This window comes from Caulobacter sp. GW821-FHT11A05 (genome assembly GCF_058809015.1).
On record NZ_JBXASF010000006.1, the window covers coordinates 40,100 to 59,124 of the forward strand.

At 67.7% G+C, this 19,025-nt stretch carries 14 protein-coding genes and 1 pseudogene; 11 read left to right on the top strand and 4 right to left on the bottom strand.

The window, feature by feature from the left end:
• Positions 1-176: 176 nt before the first annotated feature.
• The 3 genes and pseudogenes from AC1RSK_RS10445 to AC1RSK_RS10455 form a co-directional block, all read right to left on the bottom strand.
• Positions 177-417, bottom strand: a pseudogene (locus AC1RSK_RS10445) (transposase); the annotation flags it as partial.
• A gap of 203 nt (positions 418-620) precedes the next feature.
• A complete protein-coding gene (locus AC1RSK_RS10450; RefSeq protein WP_492907454.1) occupies positions 621-953 on the bottom strand; it encodes a hypothetical protein in 333 nt (110 codons plus the stop codon).
• Between the two features lie 229 nt (positions 954-1,182).
• On the bottom strand, positions 1,183-7,839 hold the full coding sequence (locus AC1RSK_RS10455) for an RHS repeat-associated core domain-containing protein (protein WP_492907455.1): 6,657 nt from the start codon (positions 7,837-7,839) through the stop codon (positions 1,183-1,185).
• 149 nt (positions 7,840-7,988) lie between these two features.
• On the opposite strand from AC1RSK_RS10455, the gene AC1RSK_RS10460 reads away from it, so the two are divergent.
• From AC1RSK_RS10460 to AC1RSK_RS10510, 11 genes are all read left to right on the top strand, one after another.
• Positions 7,989-9,014: an Ig-like domain-containing protein gene (locus tag AC1RSK_RS10460; RefSeq protein WP_492907456.1), complete on the top strand. Its 1,026-nt coding sequence runs from the start codon at positions 7,989-7,991 to the stop codon at positions 9,012-9,014.
• 192 nt (positions 9,015-9,206) lie between these two features.
• Entirely contained in the window at positions 9,207-9,896 is a 690-nt protein-coding gene (locus AC1RSK_RS10465) for a UCP034077 family protein (RefSeq protein ID WP_492907457.1), read from the top strand.
• Positions 9,893-10,249, top strand: a complete 357-nt coding sequence (locus tag AC1RSK_RS10470) for a hypothetical protein (RefSeq protein WP_492907458.1) — start codon at positions 9,893-9,895, stop codon at positions 10,247-10,249. The genes AC1RSK_RS10465 and AC1RSK_RS10470 overlap by 4 nt, the downstream gene beginning before the upstream one ends.
• A 29-nt stretch (positions 10,250-10,278) precedes the next feature.
• Positions 10,279-10,815 carry a hypothetical protein gene (locus tag AC1RSK_RS10475; protein WP_492907459.1) on the top strand — a complete coding sequence of 179 codons (537 nt, stop codon included), beginning with the start codon at positions 10,279-10,281 and terminating at the stop codon, positions 10,813-10,815.
• Entirely contained in the window at positions 10,794-11,600 is an 807-nt protein-coding gene (locus tag AC1RSK_RS10480; protein WP_492907460.1) for a hypothetical protein, read from the top strand. The genes AC1RSK_RS10475 and AC1RSK_RS10480 overlap by 22 nt, the downstream gene beginning before the upstream one ends.
• Entirely contained in the window at positions 11,597-12,112 is a 516-nt protein-coding gene (locus AC1RSK_RS10485; protein WP_492907461.1) for a GspMb/PilO family protein, read from the top strand. The genes AC1RSK_RS10480 and AC1RSK_RS10485 overlap by 4 nt, the downstream gene beginning before the upstream one ends.
• The gene (locus AC1RSK_RS10490) at positions 12,088-12,636 is read left to right on the top strand and encodes a hypothetical protein (RefSeq protein ID WP_492907462.1); all 549 of its coding nucleotides are present in this window, start codon (positions 12,088-12,090) and stop codon (positions 12,634-12,636) included. Before AC1RSK_RS10485 ends, AC1RSK_RS10490 begins: the two co-directional genes overlap by 25 nt.
• Before the next feature lie 50 nt (positions 12,637-12,686).
• Positions 12,687-14,591 carry a type II secretion system secretin GspD gene (gene gspD, locus AC1RSK_RS10495; RefSeq protein ID WP_492907463.1) on the top strand — a complete coding sequence of 635 codons (1,905 nt, stop codon included), beginning with the start codon at positions 12,687-12,689 and terminating at the stop codon, positions 14,589-14,591.
• Positions 14,572-15,288 (top strand): hypothetical protein, encoded by a 717-nt coding sequence (locus AC1RSK_RS10500; RefSeq protein WP_492907464.1) that lies wholly within the window; start codon positions 14,572-14,574, stop codon positions 15,286-15,288. The genes gspD and AC1RSK_RS10500 overlap by 20 nt, the downstream gene beginning before the upstream one ends.
• Entirely contained in the window at positions 15,288-16,961 is a 1,674-nt protein-coding gene (locus AC1RSK_RS10505) for a GspE/PulE family protein (RefSeq protein ID WP_492907466.1), read from the top strand. Before AC1RSK_RS10500 ends, AC1RSK_RS10505 begins: the two co-directional genes overlap by 1 nt.
• Positions 16,954-18,153, top strand: a complete 1,200-nt coding sequence (locus tag AC1RSK_RS10510; protein ID WP_492907467.1) for a type II secretion system F family protein — start codon at positions 16,954-16,956, stop codon at positions 18,151-18,153. The genes AC1RSK_RS10505 and AC1RSK_RS10510 overlap by 8 nt, the downstream gene beginning before the upstream one ends.
• Here AC1RSK_RS10510 and AC1RSK_RS10515 read toward each other — a convergent pair.
• A complete protein-coding gene (locus AC1RSK_RS10515; RefSeq protein WP_492907468.1) occupies positions 18,150-18,830 on the bottom strand; it encodes a TetR/AcrR family transcriptional regulator in 681 nt (226 codons plus the stop codon). The genes AC1RSK_RS10510 and AC1RSK_RS10515 overlap by 4 nt on opposite strands.
• Positions 18,831-19,025 lie beyond the last annotated feature (195 nt).

Genomic DNA, 19,025 nt, shown 5'->3' on the forward strand with positions numbered 1-19,025 from the left:
AGCAACCTTCGTTGCCCACGTGGCCGGTTAGCCTGACCTGCCGTGCCATCGGCAAGTGCTTCACTCGGACGAGGCAACCGCTTCATGTTGATCCCCGCCCCGATCTACTGGAGGTGCTGAAAGTGGTGTGTGTCCCGACTTTCCCGCGCCCAGACCCGTGAGGTCGTGTCTCTGGCCTTGGCGTGGCGCAGCACGGCGGTTGCGCCAACCACCAAAAGGGTGCGCAGGTATCGGTCTCCCATCGTGGATATCCGGCCCAGCCGCTCGACGCCGCCGCTGGATGACTGTTGCGGCGCAAAGGCCCAGGAAGGCGGCGAACTCGCGGCCCGAGCGGAACATAGAGGGGCGGCTCACCGCCTCGCTGATCGCCGCCGCGTCAGCCGCGTCGTTCTTCTGGCGGCGCACAAAGGGCTTCACACGTGGACATGAAAGATGCTCTTGGCCAGATCAATGCCCAACCGTGGTAATCTTCTCCATGGACGGTGCTCCCGTTGATGATGCCTAACGACCTCATCATGGCACGCAGATGCCGCTAGCGAGCGCTGTCCACACCATCACCTTAATTCTCGCCCTGCTGCAGAGCATCGGCTATCACACAATTAGTGAACTATCACCGCAACCTAGAACTCCGTGAAAGGTCCGCCGGTCTCTGCAAAGCAGAAGTTTTGCTTTAATGCCCAATATCCGCTTTCTTCTCGGAAATGGCATGCGAGATAGCGTTCCGGCCAAGCCGATGACAAGAATTTTGCATTCTGAATTTTGGCTTCATCAACCCTTCTTGTGTAGATAACTATGTATGTACCATCCTCTTGATCGACAGGGTGGATGACTAAATTTGAATCGTTAATAAGATTTCCAACTTCCCCTTTGTAAATGAAATCATAGATATCTGGGTGAAGATTTCCGTCCGAAAAGAAGCGCTTGTCAGGATCAAACTGCGAAAGCTTGATCATATTTTGCCTCTTCAACGCGTCCAGAAATTCTATTGCGGTGGAATCTATCGAGTTCGAATTCGGCTGCACCGAACTTCCTTCGGGCGACCTATTCACGGCTATGTCCGTTGCCGCCTGGTTCACCCTGCTTTTCGGCTGATCAAGCCTCGGATCAGCAGGGCCGCACCCGATCAAGAGGAAGCAAAATCCACCGACGAGCGAACGGCTAATATTATTCATCGCCAACTCCCTACTGTTTAAACGAACCCTCTTGCCCTCTGTATTGAGTGCTAAGAGGATCAGCCTGCCGCACGCCACCCGGCGGGATATACTCAATATGCGTATGGGGTGGGCCCGATCCCGATCCATCGGACGTACCGATCTGCTGCCCGCGCGATACCTCTACCCCAGGCGCGATTCCCGGGAGCGCTCGCGTATGGTAAAATGTATTACTACTCGAATCTTTGTTGTCTATAGTAATACTATTTCCGCCGTTCTCCTGTCCCCTACCGGTCTCAACCCTAGACACCGTGCCATCCTGCGGCGCAAACACAGGTCCCCCGGCACGATTTCGGAGATCAACTCCCTTATGATAGGTGGAACCACCACCGGGTGGGCGCTTTCGGGGCCCGAAATCCGAGTTCACATTTATTCGCCCGCCCGTCTCGGTAGGCCGCACCGGCAACGCGGGCGGAGGCGGCGGCGGGGGGGGGGCCGCTTGACTTCCCCGCAAGCCCGCTTCGCTGGCAGTGGGAGTTTTCGAGTTCTGAGGACATCCGATCTTTGCGCAATTGATCGACATGTCCGAAAAGCCGGTCTGTTGTAGACCTGTAGGATCAGCCTTATTGATCGGGTCGCCACCTACATACACATACAGATCCATATCGTCCTTATAGCCAATTGGATCAGTCTGCAGAAACCGTCCAGCATAGGGATCATATACGCGAGCCTTATAGTGATAGAGCCTAGCCTCCGCGAGCATCGTCTGGCCGGTGTAGCGGAATCGCGAACCAGTCCAGTCTTCGTCTTTTGGCTCGCCCCAAGGCCCATATGCATAGGTCTTGGTCACAGTCCCGGAGCTGTTCGACTGGGCGATCACTGACCCTTGCCAGTCGGTGTGCAGCCAGCGGCGGTCGGTGGTTCCGGCGCCTTCGTACCAAACCAAGGGCTCATCGGTGTTGGGACCATGGACGTAGCGACGGACCAGCGCCCCCCCGTTGTCGTATTCGGCGATCAGATTGGGGCCATCATAGAGGAAGCTAGTCGTGGCCGAGGTCGTCGTCTGTCGTAGCCGGCCAATGGTGTCGTAGACCAGCGTCATGCTGACCGATCCGCCGACCGAGGTCAGCCGGTTCTCGACGTCGTAGGTGAAGAGGCGGCTGCCGTCATTGGTCAGGTTGCCGCGGGCGTCATAGCCGCCAGAGAGCGCAGCGATCGCCGCATCACGATTGAGGCCATCGTAGCTATTGCTACTCGCTGTCCCGGCTGTCGGCGGTGTCCACTGATACAGGGTGTTGCTCGTCGTTCGGGTTAGGACCTGACTGGCCGGATTGTAGCCGAAGCCGTAGGTCTGGTCGTAGGTTGTCGACGGCAGGTCATGGGTGAGCCCGGTCAGCCGATCGGCCGTGTCGTAGCTGTAGCCGGTGGTCGTGCCGTTGCCACGGACGAGGCTGCTACGACGGCCGAGGTCATCGTATGTATAGGTCGCTAAAAGGCCGACGCCCGAGGTGGCTCCATTCTCGCCGACCGATTTGGGCCGGTTCAGAGCGTCATAGGTCCACTGGGCGTAGAAGGCATCCGGCCAGGTGATCCGCGTGCGGTTGCCAGCCTTGTCGTACTGATAGCTCAGCGCCTTGCCGAACGCGGTCTCGGTTTGCATACGGCCAGCGGTGTCGTAGGTGATAGTCGCCCCCTGCCCTGCCACGTCGTTGAACAGCGAGCTGACGATCTTGCCCGCTTTGTCGTAGCGGGTGCGCACATCCGCCGCCGTGCCGCTGGGCATGTCCTTGACGATCTCGCGGCCCAGCCGGTCGTACTGATAGCTGATGACCTGCGCGTCGCGGCGGCGCACGGAAGTGCGATTGCCGACGGCGTCATAGACGTACAGTTCGTAGTCGGCGGGGTTGGCGGCTTGGCCGTTCACGGTGGTGACCGGGAAGTATAGATACTCTAGACGATCGAAGCCGTCGTAGTCCATGTTCGAGCGATTGCCGCGGGCGTCCTGCACCCAGTCCTGCTGGCCGTTGGCGGTGTACCCGTAGGTGGCGTAATCTCGTTGGTCAGCTGTCCCGTAAGCCTGAACAGTTTTTAGCGACTGGCCCGCCAAATCATACTCCATTCGCACAATGCGGTCTGGGCCAGCAGCTCCGCTGGTCGATAAGCTACAGGCATCCGCCGGCAGGTTCGCGTAGCCGACCGGGTTCATGCGCACGGCCGTGCACAGTATGCGATCAACGCTGTCATAGCTGGTTTGGATTATGCCGGCGGAGGTGACCTTCTTGATAGGCCTACCATTCGGGCTGAAGCTCATGGTCTCGGTTTGCAGCGCTACGAAGTCTGAGCCATCGATAGCGGTCCCCTTGCCCTTATCGACCTGGATCACTTGGCCGCGCAGGTCGTAGGTGGTCTTGGTCACCGGCCGCAGCAACGCGCCGGCACCGTCCGGGTCGGCGCCGATCTCGAAGGTCTTGCGACGGGCGGCGTCGTAGATCGTGTAGCTGATGTCGGTGACGTCTGTGCGCGGCCCGTCGACCGAGGCCACGTCGCCGAAGCTGGTGTAGGTCAGGGTGGTGACGGCGTTGATCCCGGTGGGATCGACCGTCGTGCTGGTCAGATAGCCATTGGTGTAGGCGTTCTGGGTCACCAGCCCTTCCGGGTCGGTCATGGTCAGCGGCTGGCCGGCGGCGTTGTAGGTGAACTGGTAGAGCGGCCGGTCGGCGTCGGCCGGGGTGTCTTCCGGATCGGGCCGCTTGGCGGTGGCCATCTGCGACTTGCCATTGCCGGAGTTGAAGTAGGTGAAGTCGGTGACGTTGCCGAGCGGGTCGGTGATCGTCAGCGGCTTGTTCCAGGTCGTGTCGTAGGTGGCGCTGACCACGATGTCCGACAGGAGGGACCCGGGCTTGGCCTTCTTCGTCATGGTCACGACGTTGTTGCGGTTGTCGTAGGCCAGCAGTTCCTTGTCGCCCTCGGGATAGGTGTAGCCGGTCACGCGACCGCGGCCGTCGTAGGTCATCTCGGTCTTGCGGCCGATCTCGTCGATCACGCGGAAGGGGTGGCCCTCGTCATTGTACATGACGGTGTAGCGGCCCCGGGTCGGGGTCTGGGGGTCGGCCCGTTCGCCGCGCACGCCGTCGGCGATGCGGAACTCGTAAGGCAGCCGGCCACCAACTTGCAGGGCGACGGCGTCCTTGGCTTCCTTCACCCGGCCGAGGGTATCGTAGGTGTACTCGAGCGCCGGGGTGGTCAGGTTGTCGGGGGCGTAGACCTTGTTGAGGCGGTACTCGCCGCCGACGATGCCGACGTCGTACTTGCTCTGGGCGCCGGTGGTGTCGGTGTGGGTGTATTGCGTCGGATAGAAGGGATCGTTGGCCGTCACCGTGACCGTCCGCGTTCCGTCGGTGAAGCCGCCCAGGCCGCTGTCGATGAAGGTGATCTGCCGGCCAAGGCTGTTGCTGACCGAGGTCAGCGGGTCCAGGTCCATGTTGGACCCGGTCGGGGTGTAGGTCAGGTTGACCGTGGTCCCCTGTGGGAACACCCAGCTGTTGAGGCGGAAGCCCTTGTTGTTGGCACAGCTGGAAATGCCGTCGGTGGTGTACTTGATCCAGTAGCCGAAGTTCTGGACGTCACCATTGGCGTTGGTCACCGCGTAGGTCATGCCCGCGGAATTCCACCCCCGGGTGGTGACATAGGTCACGTCCGAATACTGACTGCAGCCGTTGTCCGCGAACGCGACCCGCGAACCGGTCTGGGTCAGGGTGGCGTAGCTACCGGCCCCTGGCGCGAACCACTGGCCGTTGTACTTGCGGACAAACTGGCGGGTGTCGGAGCCAATATTGACCGAGATGGTGTTGCCCTGCAGTTGGCGCAGCCACCAGGCGTTGACCAGCATGCCGGCCACGTCCCGCTCGGCCGAGGGCGCGGAGCGGTAGACCTCCTGGGCGGCCAGGAAGCTGGCGATCGTGCCGGCGGTGGCGCGGATGTCGGTCTCGCCCATGGCTTCCAGGCCGCTGCCCGAGACGCTGAGCGAGTTGTTCCAGTTGGTCGACCAGGGGGCCTGGGGTTCGGTCTCGCTGCGCAGGCCGAAGGCGTCGGTCGGCTTGAGGCCGCCGCGCCAGAACAGCTCGGCGTCCAGTTTCTCGGGGAACGATCCAGAACCGACCGACAGGGTGGCCGGGCTCTTGTAGGTCACCCCGCCCTTCTTGAGATCGACGCCGACGGCGGTCGAGCGATCGACGAACCGGGTCTTCATGATGTCGGCCGCCTTGGCGGGATCGTACTGCGCTCTGTGCCAGACCTGCGAGCCGCCGCCGCCGCCCTTGAAGGTGCCGTCCGGGCCGACCACGACGAAGGCGATGTCTGTCGGGTCATCACCGGTGTACTTCACCGCCACCAGGGCGCCGCCGCGTTGCTTCGAATAGTAGTGCTCGTAGTGATAAACGGGCGCGCCATCGGGGCTCGTGCCATCCTGGACCTGCTTGAAGGCCCCAGCCCGCTGGCCCGGGCCGAGGAAGGCCTCCTCGGAAGACACGACCTGGTAGCCGGCCCCGACATAGGCGGTGATGGCGTTGGCGAGGACGTTCCGCCGGCTGGAGAACTCAGTGGCCCCGATCTCGTCGATATGGCCGTCGTGATGGCCATCGTTGGTGGTGGTCACGGCGGCTTCTGTCCTGGCCAGAGCCAGCGCCTGAGCGACGTTGCCGCTGTTGAACTCATAGAAGCGACGCGGCAACTGCCCCGAACTGCTGGCGGGGTCCTCCGCCACCGGCGGGCGGTTGCCCCACTCGAAGCGGGTGGAGGTCGAACTGGTGTCGGGCAGGTCCTGGACCTGGGCGGCGACACTGGCCTCTAGCGCCTCCATGGTGGCCGCGATAGCGAACACCCCGGCCCGGCGGGTGGTGACGCCGGCGGTGTCGGCGACCTTGGGGGTCAGGCTGAAGCCGGAATCGATGTCGATCCGATCGTAGCTCTCGGTGATGCTGTAGCCGTACTTCTGTGGCGTCACGTTGGGTGGATAGAAGGCCGTCGTCTTGATCTCAGCGTCGGCCGAGACCACGCCCAGCGAATAGTGGTGCTGGAAGACCGTGCCGGTCATCCGCGACTGGATCTCCGCGGCCTTGGAGGCCTGGGCCATCCAGCTGACGGCCATCTGCTCGCGCCTGGCGTCGCCGGCCGAGGACACGAAGCCGCCGATGCATTGTTCGCAGGCGGGCGTGTTGAGCGGCGGCACCGCCTTGTCGTTGCGCGAGCCCCAATGGGCGACCAGGGCCGGCGTCGCCTTGCCCCAGGCGTTCATGATCGTCAGCGGCGTGGCGTAGGTCACCTCCTTGGCCGAGGTGATGTCCATGTAGGTCCCATCCGGCGTGGCCCCGCTGACCGGGGTCGCATAGGGCAGGTTGGCGGTCAGGGTGATGACGCCGTGGCTGTACTTGGGATTGGTGCCGTCGGTGGAGCCGGTCGAGAACAGCGTCGTGTTGTTGGGCCCAACCACCATCAGGTTGCCGATGAAGGTGTAGATCGTGTCGCCATTGGTATTGGCGTCGAAGTTGGTGTCCCACACCAGTTTCGCGCCATAGATTTCGTCGACGTAGAAGATCTTGTCGATAATGGTGTTGTAGACCCCGGCCGTGTCCGGCTTGGTGATCTGCACCCGCAGGCTGGTGCGGTACTGGTCGGGGACCCGGCCCGTCCAGATCTTCTGCTGCGCCACCGTGTAGGGCAGCGCCGTCTGGCGCAGCGGCGTCACCGGGTCGTCGCGGGTGATCGTCTCGTCGCCGACCACGTCCTCGATCTTGCCGTCGGCCAGGTTGGCCTCGATGTAGCTCTGGATGTTGTCGGCGTAGGTGGTCAGCTTGGCGTTCAGCTGCTCGGCGTTGAGGTTCTTCACATAGTCGACGTTGACGCCGGTGGTGGTGTCGGTGTCGGTCTCGGCCCCCGAAACAGCGGTGGTCAGCGGCTCGTCGGTCGCCATGCCGGCGATGGTCTTCAGGGTCGACATCACCCCGGTGGTGCGGGTGCTGGGCTTGAAGGCCGGGTCGAACAGGTAGGTCGTGCCGCTGATCACCACCGAGACCCAGGCGTGGGACACCTTGATGGAGGTCAGGTTGCCCGTGTAGCTGCAGGTGGCCGAGGTGGTGTTGTTGATGATCGCCGGGATGCCGCCCGACGACAGCATCTGGCAGGCGGCCTTGGCGTCGATGATGCCCGACCACTCCTGGAACTGGGCCGGGGTCAGGGTGATGTAGCCGATCCGGTAGTTGGCCGTGTAGCCGCTCTCGCGCAGCAGCTCGACCATCAGGCTGGCCTGGTCGAAGGCGGTGCCCGACTTGTCGACGATGGCCCCCACCGGGCCCTTCTGCAGGCCGTAGGTCCAGGAGATCTCCACATTGTTGCGGACGTAGTCGTAGATCTTGTCGACGTCGTTGTTCAGCGCCCGGGCCAGTTCCTTGACCTCGGCGCGGCGCTCATAGGTGGCGCCCAGGCTGTAGGTCGCCGTCGTGCCGGCCCCGTACCAGGTGTTCGATGCGGTCGGGGAGATGAACGGCGCCGTGCCGATCTTCACCGAAGGGGTCGCGTTCTGCGCCAGCGCCGCCGGCGCATGGCAAACGCCGGCCGAGATGACGCCAAGGCCGAGGACGACCACCGCCGCACGACGAACTCGCCGCGCCACACCACCAAAAAATTGAAGCATGAGACCCCCGTTACGCACTCAGGCTATTGCGGCCTCGCTTCAACCGTCAATAGTATGGGTTCACTTCGGGGGAGAATTTCATGAATCGGTGGCGTTGGGTTGCGGCGGCTGCTTTTTGTCTGATGGCAGGCGCGGCGCAGGCGGAAGACGTGTCCTATGGATACGACTCGCTGGGACGGTTGATCAGCGTCACCTACACCAACAGCGGAACCTCCAAGACCATCACCTACGCCTACGACGCGGCGGGCAATCGCACCCAGGTCGCGGTCGCCAACGGCGTCGCCAACGGCGCGCCGGTGGCCGTCAACGACAGCGCCTACACCAAGACCCTGACGGCCGTGACCGTCTCGGTCCTGGCCAACGACAGCGATCCCAACAGCAACCCGCTCAGCGTCGTCGGCAAGAGCAACGGCAGCCTGGGGACGACGGTTCTCAACGGCACGACGACCATCACCTACACGCCGTCATCGAACGTCGGCGGCGCCGACAGCTTCACCTACACCCTGTCGGACGGGCAGGGCGGCACGGCGATCGGGACGGTGAATGTCACGGTCAACCGGCTGCCCGACGCGGTGAACGACAGCAAGACCACCGGCCCCAACCCGACCGTCGCCAACATCTCGCCGCTGACCAACGACACCGATCCGGACGGCAACACCCTGAAGGTCACCGCCAAGACCAACCCCTCGCACGGGACGGTCATCATCGGCGGCGGGCAGCTGACCCTGCACTACACGCCCACGGCCGGCTATTCCGGCCCGGACAGCTTCACCTACACCATCTCGGACAATGAGGGCGGCACGGACGTCGCCACGGTCAACATGACCGTGCTGCCGGAGAACTCCGCGCCGGTCGCTGGCATCGACTCCACCTCCGTCGTAAAGCAGTATTTCCCAGGTGACCCGGCGGTGCGTCCCAGCAAGGTCATCAGCGTCCTGGCCAATGACTCCGACGCCGACAACGACACCTTGACGATCACGGCCGTGACGCAGGGGGCCAGCGGCGGCACCGTCACAATCACCGGCTCGGGCACGACGGTCACCTGGGCGGCGGCAAATACCTACACAACCGAGGAGACGGGAAGCGATAGCTTCACCTACACCATCTCCGACGGCCACGGGCACACCACGAACGGGACGGTCACCCTCGGTTGGGCTGTCGTCGTCGTCCAGTAGGCCGACGCCTTGAGCCGGTCGCGTGGCTATGCATTGTGAGCGTTGACGCCTGGACGGGCGGTGGCGGAGTAATCGAGTTTGCGTCAGACCGGCTCCAGAGATGCCAGGGACCAGAAGGTCCTGCGGGCCTTGCAGGGCGACCTCGCCCTGCGGTCCCGGCCTCGTGAACGGGTCGTAGCAACAAGCCTCGCGGTGGCGGTTCATCTGGTCTTTCTGCTGGGCGTCGTCACCCTGGGATCGGGCACTCTGATCCAGGGCGCCCAGGAGCGACTCGGCGAGGGCGAGTCCGTTGAGGTCATGCTGTCGGGCTGGGAGGGCGCCGCGTCGCGGGCCCGCAAGGGCGTCGACCAGCCGGTCACCGCAGAGACCCAGCTCAACCAGCTCATGGAGCGTCTGCGCGAGGCCAACTCTCCCCTGTTCGCTACCCGCCAGGAGGCGGCCGCCCCGGCCGGCAGCCTTGCCAGCCTGTTCGACGCCCCGGCCAGCGCCAACGGCAAGGGAAAGCAGGGCGCAGGCGACGGCGCGGCCGGCCAGCGCAACGACGGCGGCCAGCGGGCGGACACCGCCTTCTCCTCAAAGGTCGGCGACGCCGCCTCCGGCGACAGCTCCGCCGGCGGCCTGTGGAGTCAGATCGAGCCGTGCTGGAACCGCCTGCCGCTGAGGTCGGTGGTGCCGGTCACCCTGGAGGTGTCGCTGAGCGGCGATGGCCGTCTGGCCAAGCCCCCGCGCATCCTGCGCCCCGACCTGCGCCGGCCCGAGGAGGACCGTCTCGTCGCCGAGGCTCGCGCCCTGCAGGCGATTTCCGCCTGCCTCCCCTACGGCGGCGCCCAGGGATTGGGGCGGACGCAACAGGTCGTCTTTCCCGGAGCCCGGTCGCGATGACGACGCGGTCGAGAGAGGGGTTCGCCGCCGTCGACGCCATGGTGGCGCTGACCCTGCTGAGCATCACCCTGGCCTTCTGCATGCAGGCCACGGTCGCCGCCACCAACGCCGGCCGCGTCGCCGCCGAACTGCGGCGCGCCCAGGCCCTGAGCCGCCAGGCGCTGGCCGCGTCGCCGCGCGACCCGGCAGCGGGAACGGAAGGCGACCTGGACTGGTCGGTGCGCATCGACCGCGAAACGGTCGACGGCCTGGCGCTCTGTCGCAAGGCCTTCACCGCCGTCAGCCGCAACGGCGGACGGCGGTACAGCTGGCAGGCTCTGTCGCCCTGCCCCCGTGAAGACGCGCCGCTGTGAGGCGCGCGGGCTATACGGTCGTGGAGGTGATGGCCGCCGTCCTCATCCTCGGCATCGCCTTCACCGCGCTGGTGCAGGGCCTGGGAACGATCCGGCGGCTGCAGGCGCGAACCGCCGAGCGCATGGCCGAAGGCCGCACCGCCGAGCGCGCCGCCGCGGCCCTGAGCCGCTTCCTGGCGCAACCGGGCCTGCCCTCGGTCGCCCTGCCCGACCGGCTGACGGGAGACGCCCGGGGTTTGACGGTCGGCTGTTCCGCCCCGCCCTGCAGCCTCGACCTGGAGACCCTCGGCGCCGGCCCGGTCCTGGTCAGCCATGTGCGCGGCCTGGACTCGCGGCAGGCGCTGACCGGCCTTGGCCAGCCGGCCTTTCGCTACATCACCACGACCGGGACCTACGATCATTGGCCGCTGGCCCAGGCCTACCAGACCCGGTTGACCGCCATCGCCATGATCGACCAATCGGAAGGCGGCGCTTCTCCGGTCGCCACCGTGCGACTATGGTCGGAGCAACCTCAGGATTGTCTGTTCGATTCCATAACCGCCAAGTGTCGCTCACCCCTCCCATAGATCCAGCCCTGTTCGGTGCGGAAGGCCCCCCGGAGTCCGCCGACTTCGAAGCGGACGGCCCGCAGGTGCTGTTGCGCGCGGTGACCACGCCGCCGGCGCCGCCATGGGACCAGAGCCGCGCCGCCGAAATGGAAGCCCGCCTGCAGGCGCCGCTGCCGCCCGACATCGTCACCTGGCGATTGCGCCGGCTCGAGCCCTGGCGCCCGGGTCAGGCGGGACGTTACCTGGCCGCCTATGTGCGCCGCGCCGAGATCGGCGACGGCCTGTCGACGGTCGAGACCTTCGAGGGCGCCAGCCACGCTTTCGAGTTTCTGCCCCCCGGCAGACGGGAAGCGATGGTCCGGCGGTTCGCCATCGCCGCCGCCGGCGCCGGCGTCGCCACCCTGGTGGCGGCGCTCGCCGTCGTCGCGGCGTTTCAGGCTCGCGGCGAGGCGGAGACCCGGCTCGCCAGCCTGGAGCTGACTCTTGATCGCCGGCAGGCCCAGGCCGCCTCGCAGGCCGAGCTCATCCGCCGCGACCAGATCCTGACCGGCGCCGGCCTGGAGACGCAAAGGCCATATGCCGCCCTGGCCGACCTGGCCTGGATCGGCCAGAGCCGCGCCCAGGGGGTCACCCTCGAGGCGGCGCTTTGGGAACCCGGCCTGACCGCCGTCGAGGTTCGGGGCGAACAGGAACCCTTTCCGGCCGGCGATCGCCTGCTGCGTCGGGCGGCCAAGCCGGTCAGGCCTGGGGTCAGCCTCTGGGGCATCAGCGAGCTGGGCGTCGCCCCCCAGGCGACGCCATGAAGCTCGGCGAGATCAACCCCCTGGTCGCCGGCCTGGCCGTCCTGCTGTTCCTGCTCGGCGCGGCGGCCAGCGTCCTGGGCCTGAACGCGCTGGCCCGGCCGGCCGGCTTTTCGGACCGCGTGGCCGCCGCCGAGACGCTGCAGCGCGCCGTCTCGACCACGCCCGCCGGACAGCGGCGGTTCGCGGACACAGCCGTCTGCGCACAGGCGACGGTGGCCGCCAGCCAGACCGTCAAGAAGACGCTCGGCGGCCTGGCGGCGCGGCACGAACTGAACATCTCTGACCTGCAGACGGCGCCGGCGGCGCCGGAGCGGGCCTTGTCCGACCTCGGCGCCGTGGATGTGCAGCTGGCCGCGACGGGGGGACAATCGAATGTCCTGGCCCTGATCGCCGACCTGGAACGCGCCTCGCCGACCATCTTCCTGGATCGCCTCGAACTGCGGCCGAAGGCGGGCCGCGTCGAGGTCAAGCTGAGCGGGAGGGCGTTTTGCGCGATCTCGACCCGGCGATGATCCTCCGTTCGCCGCTGATCTGGGGGGCGCCCCTCGCCGGCCTGGTGACCGGGGCGGCCCTCTGGCTGTTGCTCGGCGGCGCCGGCGGCCCGAGCCGGGCGCTGGACGGACTCTCGGGCCGTGGCGGTCCGGCGAGCCGCGGCGGCCCGGTCGCCGACGCCTCGGCCGGCGCCCTGACCGTGCTGGCCGGCCGGCCGGTCTTCGCCGAAACCGCCGCCGTCATGCCGCGCATCAGCGTGATCGGCATCTCGCGGACACCCGGCCGCCAGGCGGCCCTGGTGGCACTGGGCGGCGCCGAGCCGAACTGGATCCAGGTGGGCGAAACCTCCGAGGGGCTGACGCTGGTCTCCGTGCAGAGCGACGGCGCGATGTTCGACGGCATCAACGGCCCGGTCATGGTCCCGCTGGGCGAGACCCTCGAGGGCGCCGCCGCCGGGGCCGCCCCGGGAACGCCGCCGACGCAAGGCGGTCCGCCGCCGGGGGTCCGGCTGCCCCCGGAACCGGCTGCGGCGCCTCGCCCATAGCGGCAGGGCGCAGGATTTGCTTTAACGCACAGCTTGTGTCGGGGAATATTGTGTCCAGAACCTTTGGTCGTGCGCTGGCCTGCCTGCTGCTCCTGCTTGTCGGCTTCGGCGGAGCCGTGGGCCTGTCCGCCCCGGCCAGCGCCGCGGAACAGGCCCAGTCCTACGCATTCGCCTTCAAGGACGCGGACCTCTCGCTGGTCGCCGAGGAAATTCTCGGTCGCGCCCTCGGCCTCAGCTACTCCGTCGACCCCTCGGCCAACGCCAAGATTTCCCTTCGGGTCGAACGTCGCCTGACGCGCGCTCAACTGCTCGAGACGTTTGAGGCGACTCTGGCCGCCAATGACATCGCCATGGTCCGCCAGGGCGATACGGTCGTCCTTACCGCCCGCGCCAAGGCCCGTTCCGGCGTTGGCGTGCGCGCCAGCCCCGAGGGCCGTGGACGCGCCGGCTATGAGGTGGTTTCGGTGCCGCTGGCCTTCGCCAAGCCTTCCGAGGTGGCCAAGGCCTTCGAGGCGATCGGGTCGTCCAACGTCGTGGTCTACGCCGACGACAATTCCAACCTGCTGGTCCTGGGCGGCACGCCCAAGGAGCTCGAGGCGGCGCTGCAGACCCTGAAGGTCTTCGACCGGGGCGGTCTGCAGGGCTCGCGCATCCGCTGGTTCCCGATGACCCACGCCTCGGCCACCCAGGTGGCGGGCGATCTGTCCCAGGTGCTTCAGGCGTCCGGCGCCAGCGGCGTGTCGATCGTTCCCCTTCGCCGGCTGAACGGCGTGTTCGCCTTTGCCCGCACCGACGCCCTGCTGGACGAGGTCGGCCGCTGGGTGGAGCGCCTCGATATCCCGACCCGCGACGAGGCCTCGTCGCTGTGGGTCTACCGGCCGCGCAACGTCTCGGCCGAGTCCCTGTCGCGGACCCTGGCCATGGTTCTGGGCGTCGATGCGCCCCAGGCCGTGTCGCCGATGACCCCGTCGCTGGCCGGCCAGGGCGGATCGCAGACCACCGGCGCGCCGCAGACTCCGGTGTCGGCGCCGATCGTCGGCATCTCGGGCACCCTGGGCGAAGGCGAGGTCCGGGTCGGCGTCGACCCCGAATCCAACAGCCTGCTGATCTCGGCCGCGCCGGCCCAGCGGGCGCAGATCCAGAAGATCCTCGACGAAATCGACCGCACGCCCAGCCAGGTGCTGATCGAGGCCAAGATCCTCGAAGTCACCCTGACCGACGAGTTCCGCATGGGCGTCGACTGGTCGGTGCTCGGCGAAGGCGGCAAGCTGACGGTCACCTCCAGCGGCAGCAGCTCGGGCGCCGTCGCCCCGACCCTGCCCGGCTTCGCCATCAGCTTCATCGACGACGACATCAAGGCGGCCCTGGACATCCTGGGCGGCAAGACCGACGTGCAGATCATGTCGGCGCCGCGCATCGTCGCCCTCGACAACCGGGTGGCGCGGCTGTCGATCGGCGATCAGGTACCCATCGTCGTCCGTTCGACCCAGGACAGCGGGGTCGTCGGCGCCCCCGTCGTCGCCAATATCGAATACCGCAACACCGGGATCATCCTGGAGGTCACCCCCCGCATCAACGGCGACGACCGCATCATGCTGACCATCACCCAGGAGGTCAGCTCGGTGTCGAAGACCACGACCTCGGGCATCGACTCGCCGACCATCCAGCAAAGGCGGATGGAAAGCTCCCTGCTGATTCGCGACGGCGGCACCGTGGCGCTGGGCGGCCTGATCAGCTCGACGCGCAACGCCTCGGACTCCGGCGTTCCCTTCATGAAGGACATTCCGCTGGTCGGCTCCTTGTTCAAAACCCAGGGAACCGATGGCCGGCGGACCGAACTGATCGTGCTGCTCAGCGTCCGCATCATGCGCGACGACGCCTCGGCCGACCGGGTCATGGGCGATCTGCTGGCCGACATGACGGAGATCCAGGCTCGTGGCCTGCTCAAGCCCTGAGCCCCGCGCCCGCTCCGGCTTCGCCACCGCCGCGGCGATGACCTGGTGCATGGCCCTGTCGCTGACCGCGGCGGTCGCCCTGAGCGCGGCGACCAGCGATCTGCGCTCGGCAAGGCGCGGCTATGACCAGGCGCGCATGGAAGCCCAGCTGGAGACCACCCAGGTGCTGGCCGCCGCCGCGGTGATGGCCGATCCGGGCAGTGAGCGGCTGGCCTGGACCCTCGCGGTCGACGGCTCGGCGGTCGCTGTCCTGGCCGAGCCGGAAGCGGCCAAGCTGGGCTGGGCCCAGGCCAGCGGCGACGCCCAGGCGATGGGCGAGCTGTCGCCGGCCGCCCCGGCCCAGGCCCTGGCTGGCCTGACCAGACTGGCGGCGACGCCCGAAGCCCCGGCCGGGCAGGTCAGCGGCATCGACACCTCGGCCCGGTGGCAGGCCTGCGCCGCCTCCATGCTGTCGCCGCATGGCGTTGGCGACGGCGTGATCGCGGCGCCCCGCGCGCCCAAGGCCAGCCGTGGCGGCTGGCGGATCGGCCAGGTCTGGCGCATCCGCACGGTGCATCCGGCCGGCTGGAGCGAAACCCGCTATCTGCGCTTCACCGGCGAGGCGGGGCATCCCTGGGCAGTGCTGGAACGCGCGCTCGCGGCCACGCCCCAGGGCGTCCTGCCCTGCCTGCCGCGCGGCCCGGCGGGAGCCCGCTGATGGCCGGGCCGAACGCCAGCCGGGCCGCGGTGCTGGATCATCTGCGCGACGCCGGCAAGATCGACGAGTCGGCCCTGACCCGGGCCGAGCTGGTGTCCAGCCGGACCGGCCAGCCGGTCGAACAGGTGCTCAATCAGCTGGGCGCCCTGGCCGATGAAGACCTGGCGGGCGCCTACGCCGCCGTCGCCGGCTGTCCGCTGTGGGATCCCGAACGGCAGCCGCCGCGTCTCGATCCCAAGTCCCTGCCGGTCCCGGAGGATTTCCTGCGGCGATCGCGCATCCTGCCTTTGCAGCGCGTCGGCAAGGTTCTGGAATGCGCCGTCGTCGATCCGCTCGACGACCAGGCGCTGGCCAGCCTGGTTTTCGCCGTCGGCGGCACGATCCGGGCCTTTGTCGCCAAGCCCGCCGATCTCAACCGCGCCCATTCCAGTCAGGGCGAAGGCCCGGCCCCCAAGGCCCTGACCGACGAGCGGCGACTGGCCCGCGAGATCGACCAGGTTTCCGACCTCGGCGGCGCCGGCGCTGGCGCACGGTTCGTCGCCGCCGCCCTGGAAGCGGCGGTCGCGGCCGGGGCGTCCGACATCCATTTCGAGCCGCGCCGCCATGACTTCCGTGTGCGCCTGCGTATCGACGGCCAGCTGCTGGACCATGCCGTGGTCGCCGCCGACGTCGCGCCCTCGGCCATCTCCCGCATCAAGGTGATCGCCAACCTCAACGTCGGCGAGCGCCGCCTGCCGCAGGACGGCCGCACGACCTTCGTCGTTCAGGGCCGGTCGATCGACGTGCGTGTCGCCACTGCCCCGACCGTCTTCGGCGAGGGCGCGGTGCTGCGTCTGCTGGACCGCGCCAGTCTGGAACTGGACATCGACGCCCTGGGCTTCGGGGCCCGCGAGGCCGACATCCTGCGCCGGGCGGCCCGCGCGCCGCACGGCCTGTTCCTGGTCACCGGCCCGACCGGCAGCGGCAAGACCACCACCCTGTACGCCCTGCTGCAGACCCTGGCGGGGTCGACCCGCAAGGTGCTCAGCGTCGAGGATCCGGTCGAGTATCACTTCGAGCACGTCTCCCAGACCCAGGTCTCGCCGCAGATCGGCCTGACCTTCGCCGCCGCCCTGCGCTCCTTCCTGCGCCAGGATCCGGACGTCATCCTGGTCGGCGAAATCCGTGATCCCGAGACCGCCGCCGTCGCCATCCAGGCGGCGATGACGGGCCACTTCGTGCTGGCTTCTGTCCACGCCAACGACGCCATGGCGATCGCGCCGCGCCTGCTTGACATGGGCGTGGAGGCCTATCAGCTGGCCGCCGCCCTTCGCGGCGCCGCCGCCCAGCGCCTGGTCCGCAGGCTTTGTCCCCACTGCAACGGCGCCGCCGCGACCACGAGCGGCCAGCGCAGCTTCCTGGAGGGCCTTGGCCTCTCGGCCCCGGACAGCCTGCGGGCCCCGGACGGGTGCGAGGCCTGTTCGGGAACCGGCTTCAAGGGGCGTGTCGCCATCGGCGAGGCCTTCCTGGCCAATGAGACCCTGCTGCGCGCCGTCGCGGTCCAGACCAACGGCGCCGATCTCGCCGCCCTGGCCGCGAAGGACGGCTTCACGACCATGGCCAGGGACGGCGGCGCCAAGGCCATCGCCGGCGTGACCACCGTCGAGGAGGTCCTGGCGGCGATCCATGTCTGAACCGGTCTTCCGCTACGTCGCCCTCGATCCCGCCAAGGGGCGGGTCAGCGGAACCGTGTCGGCGGCAGATGAGGCCGCGGCCTACGCCCAGCTTCGCCAGCAGGGCCTGTCCCCGCTCAAGCTGAGCGCCAGCCGGTCCGGGCGCGGGACAAAGGCCGGCTCAGGCCGACTTTCGCGCCGCGACGCCCTGGGCTTGCTGTCGGAGCTGGCCGCCCTGTTGAAGGCCGGGTCGGACATCCGCACCGCCCTGCAGATCCTGTCGTCGCGGCCCGGGGGCCGCGCCCCCGCCGTGGTCGCCAGACAGATCGCCGAGGATGTCGCCGGGGGCGGCGCCCTGGATGCCGCCATCCTGCTGCGGATGGGTCCCGACTTCGAGTTCGCCGCCGCCCTGACGGCCGCCGGCGAGGCCCGCGGCGCCGCCGGGGAGGGTCTGGCCCGGGCGGCGCAGGTGCTGGAGCGCCGGCTGGCGGTCGGCGACCAGCTGGCCGCGGCGCTGAGCTATCCGCTGTTCGTCATGGCCACCGCCATCGCCGCCTTCCTGGTCATTCTGTTGCTGGTGGTGCCGGCCCTCGCGCCGCTGCTTGAGACAGTGGAGCCGGGCGGCTTCAACGCCCTGGTGTTCCTCGACGCCATCAGCCGCTTCCTGATCGTCAACCGCTGGCTTCTCATCGTCGTCCTCGGCGTCGGCGGCGCTTCGATCGTCGCCGCCGGCATCGCCGGCCTGTTGCGCGCGCCGTTCGAGCGGCTGCTGCTGGACGGACCGCTGCGCCAGACCGCCCGGGCCCTGGTGTTCGGCGGCTTCGCGACCAACCTGGGCGGCGTGCTGGCCTCCGGCGCGGCGATCGGCGAGGCCCTGCGTCTCGCCACCCGCACCGTCAGCCTGAACCTGGCGCGGGAACGGCTCTCGGGCATGCCGGGTCTGGTCCGCGAAGGCGAACGGCTGTCGGCCGCCCTGGCGCGCACCTCCGGCATGCCCGAAGGGGTCGTCGCCCTGGCCGAGATCGGCGAGGAAACCGGTCAGCTGGGAACCTTGCTCGAGCAGGCCGGTCAGCTGGAGGAGGCCCGCGCCCTCAAGCGGATCGAGCAGATCGGCCGCCTGCTGGGCCCGGCGCTGATTGTCGTGCTGGGCGGCATGGTCGGCCTGCTGATGGCCGGTCTGCTGTCCGGCATCTCCGCCTCCGCTCCGGCCTAAACTTGACCGGTTGCCGTCTGGCCCCGCTCCAGGCCATGGGCGAACACCTGGATCATCTGCTCGGCGATGGTGTCGAAGTCCTCGGACCGGCACAGACCGTCCGAAAGCCGATCGATCCGCCCCGTGCGGGCCCAGGTCACGCTGATCGCGCCGGACAGCAGGTGATAGAACCAGAAGACCTCGGCCCGGGACGCCTGCGGCCTGGCCCGTTGCAACAGCGCGATGAAGGCCAGGATCGCCGGGTCGAAGGGTGAGGCGTCCGCCCCGGTGATGGTCCCGACCGGCGACACGGCCAGCTGCGACACCACGGTGAGGTAGCTCAGGAGGCCCGCGCCGCCGCTCCTGACGAAGGCGAAAGTCGGCGCCAGATAGGCCCGCAGCACGCCTTCGACCGTAAGCTCGTCGCCCGCCGCCTCGGCGTAGCGCTGCATCGAGGCGAAGCGGGCCTCGTTGATGGCGTCGGCCCGCCGCGCCAGGACGGCGTTGAACAGCCCGGACTTGGCGGCGAAATAGTAGTGCAGCAGGCCGGTGTCGACCTCGGCCTCCTTGGCGATCTCCTTGAGGCTGACGCCGTTGTAGCCGTGCCGCGCGAACAGCGCCTCGGCCGCGTTGAGGATCTTGTCCTGGGCCTCGCCGCGCCGGTCGGCGTTGGTGCGTCTGACGGTCGTCTTGGTCATCTCGACTCACAAAGGGGGCGGGCGATCCCATGATAGCCAAGGCGCCCGGGCGCGACCACGCCGTCATGCTGCGGATCATAAATTAATTGGTCAACCAAGAAGTAAATTGACGACCCTCTCCACGACTGACACGTTCCGCCGCAACAAGAGAGAAGCCTGGGGAGGGCAAGATGGCGTCTTCGGAATCCGCGCGGA

Excerpts from the sequence above, each read along its gene's own strand:
- AC1RSK_RS10450 (WP_492907454.1), bottom strand. The coding sequence starts at position 953 with ATGATCAAGCTTTCGCAGTTTGATCCTGACAAGCGCTTCTTTTCGGAC.
- AC1RSK_RS10455 (WP_492907455.1), bottom strand. The coding sequence starts at position 7,839 with ATGCTTCAATTTTTTGGTGGTGTGGCGCGGCGAGTTCGTCGTGCGGCG.
- AC1RSK_RS10470 (WP_492907458.1), top strand. The coding sequence starts at position 9,893 with ATGACGACGCGGTCGAGAGAGGGGTTCGCCGCCGTCGACGCCATGGTG.
- AC1RSK_RS10475 (WP_492907459.1), top strand. The coding sequence starts at position 10,279 with ATGGCCGCCGTCCTCATCCTCGGCATCGCCTTCACCGCGCTGGTGCAG.
- AC1RSK_RS10485 (WP_492907461.1), top strand. The coding sequence starts at position 11,597 with ATGAAGCTCGGCGAGATCAACCCCCTGGTCGCCGGCCTGGCCGTCCTG.
- AC1RSK_RS10505 (WP_492907466.1), top strand. The coding sequence starts at position 15,288 with ATGGCCGGGCCGAACGCCAGCCGGGCCGCGGTGCTGGATCATCTGCGC.
- AC1RSK_RS10510 (WP_492907467.1), top strand. The coding sequence starts at position 16,954 with ATGTCTGAACCGGTCTTCCGCTACGTCGCCCTCGATCCCGCCAAGGGG.
- AC1RSK_RS10515 (WP_492907468.1), bottom strand. The coding sequence starts at position 18,830 with ATGACCAAGACGACCGTCAGACGCACCAACGCCGACCGGCGCGGCGAG.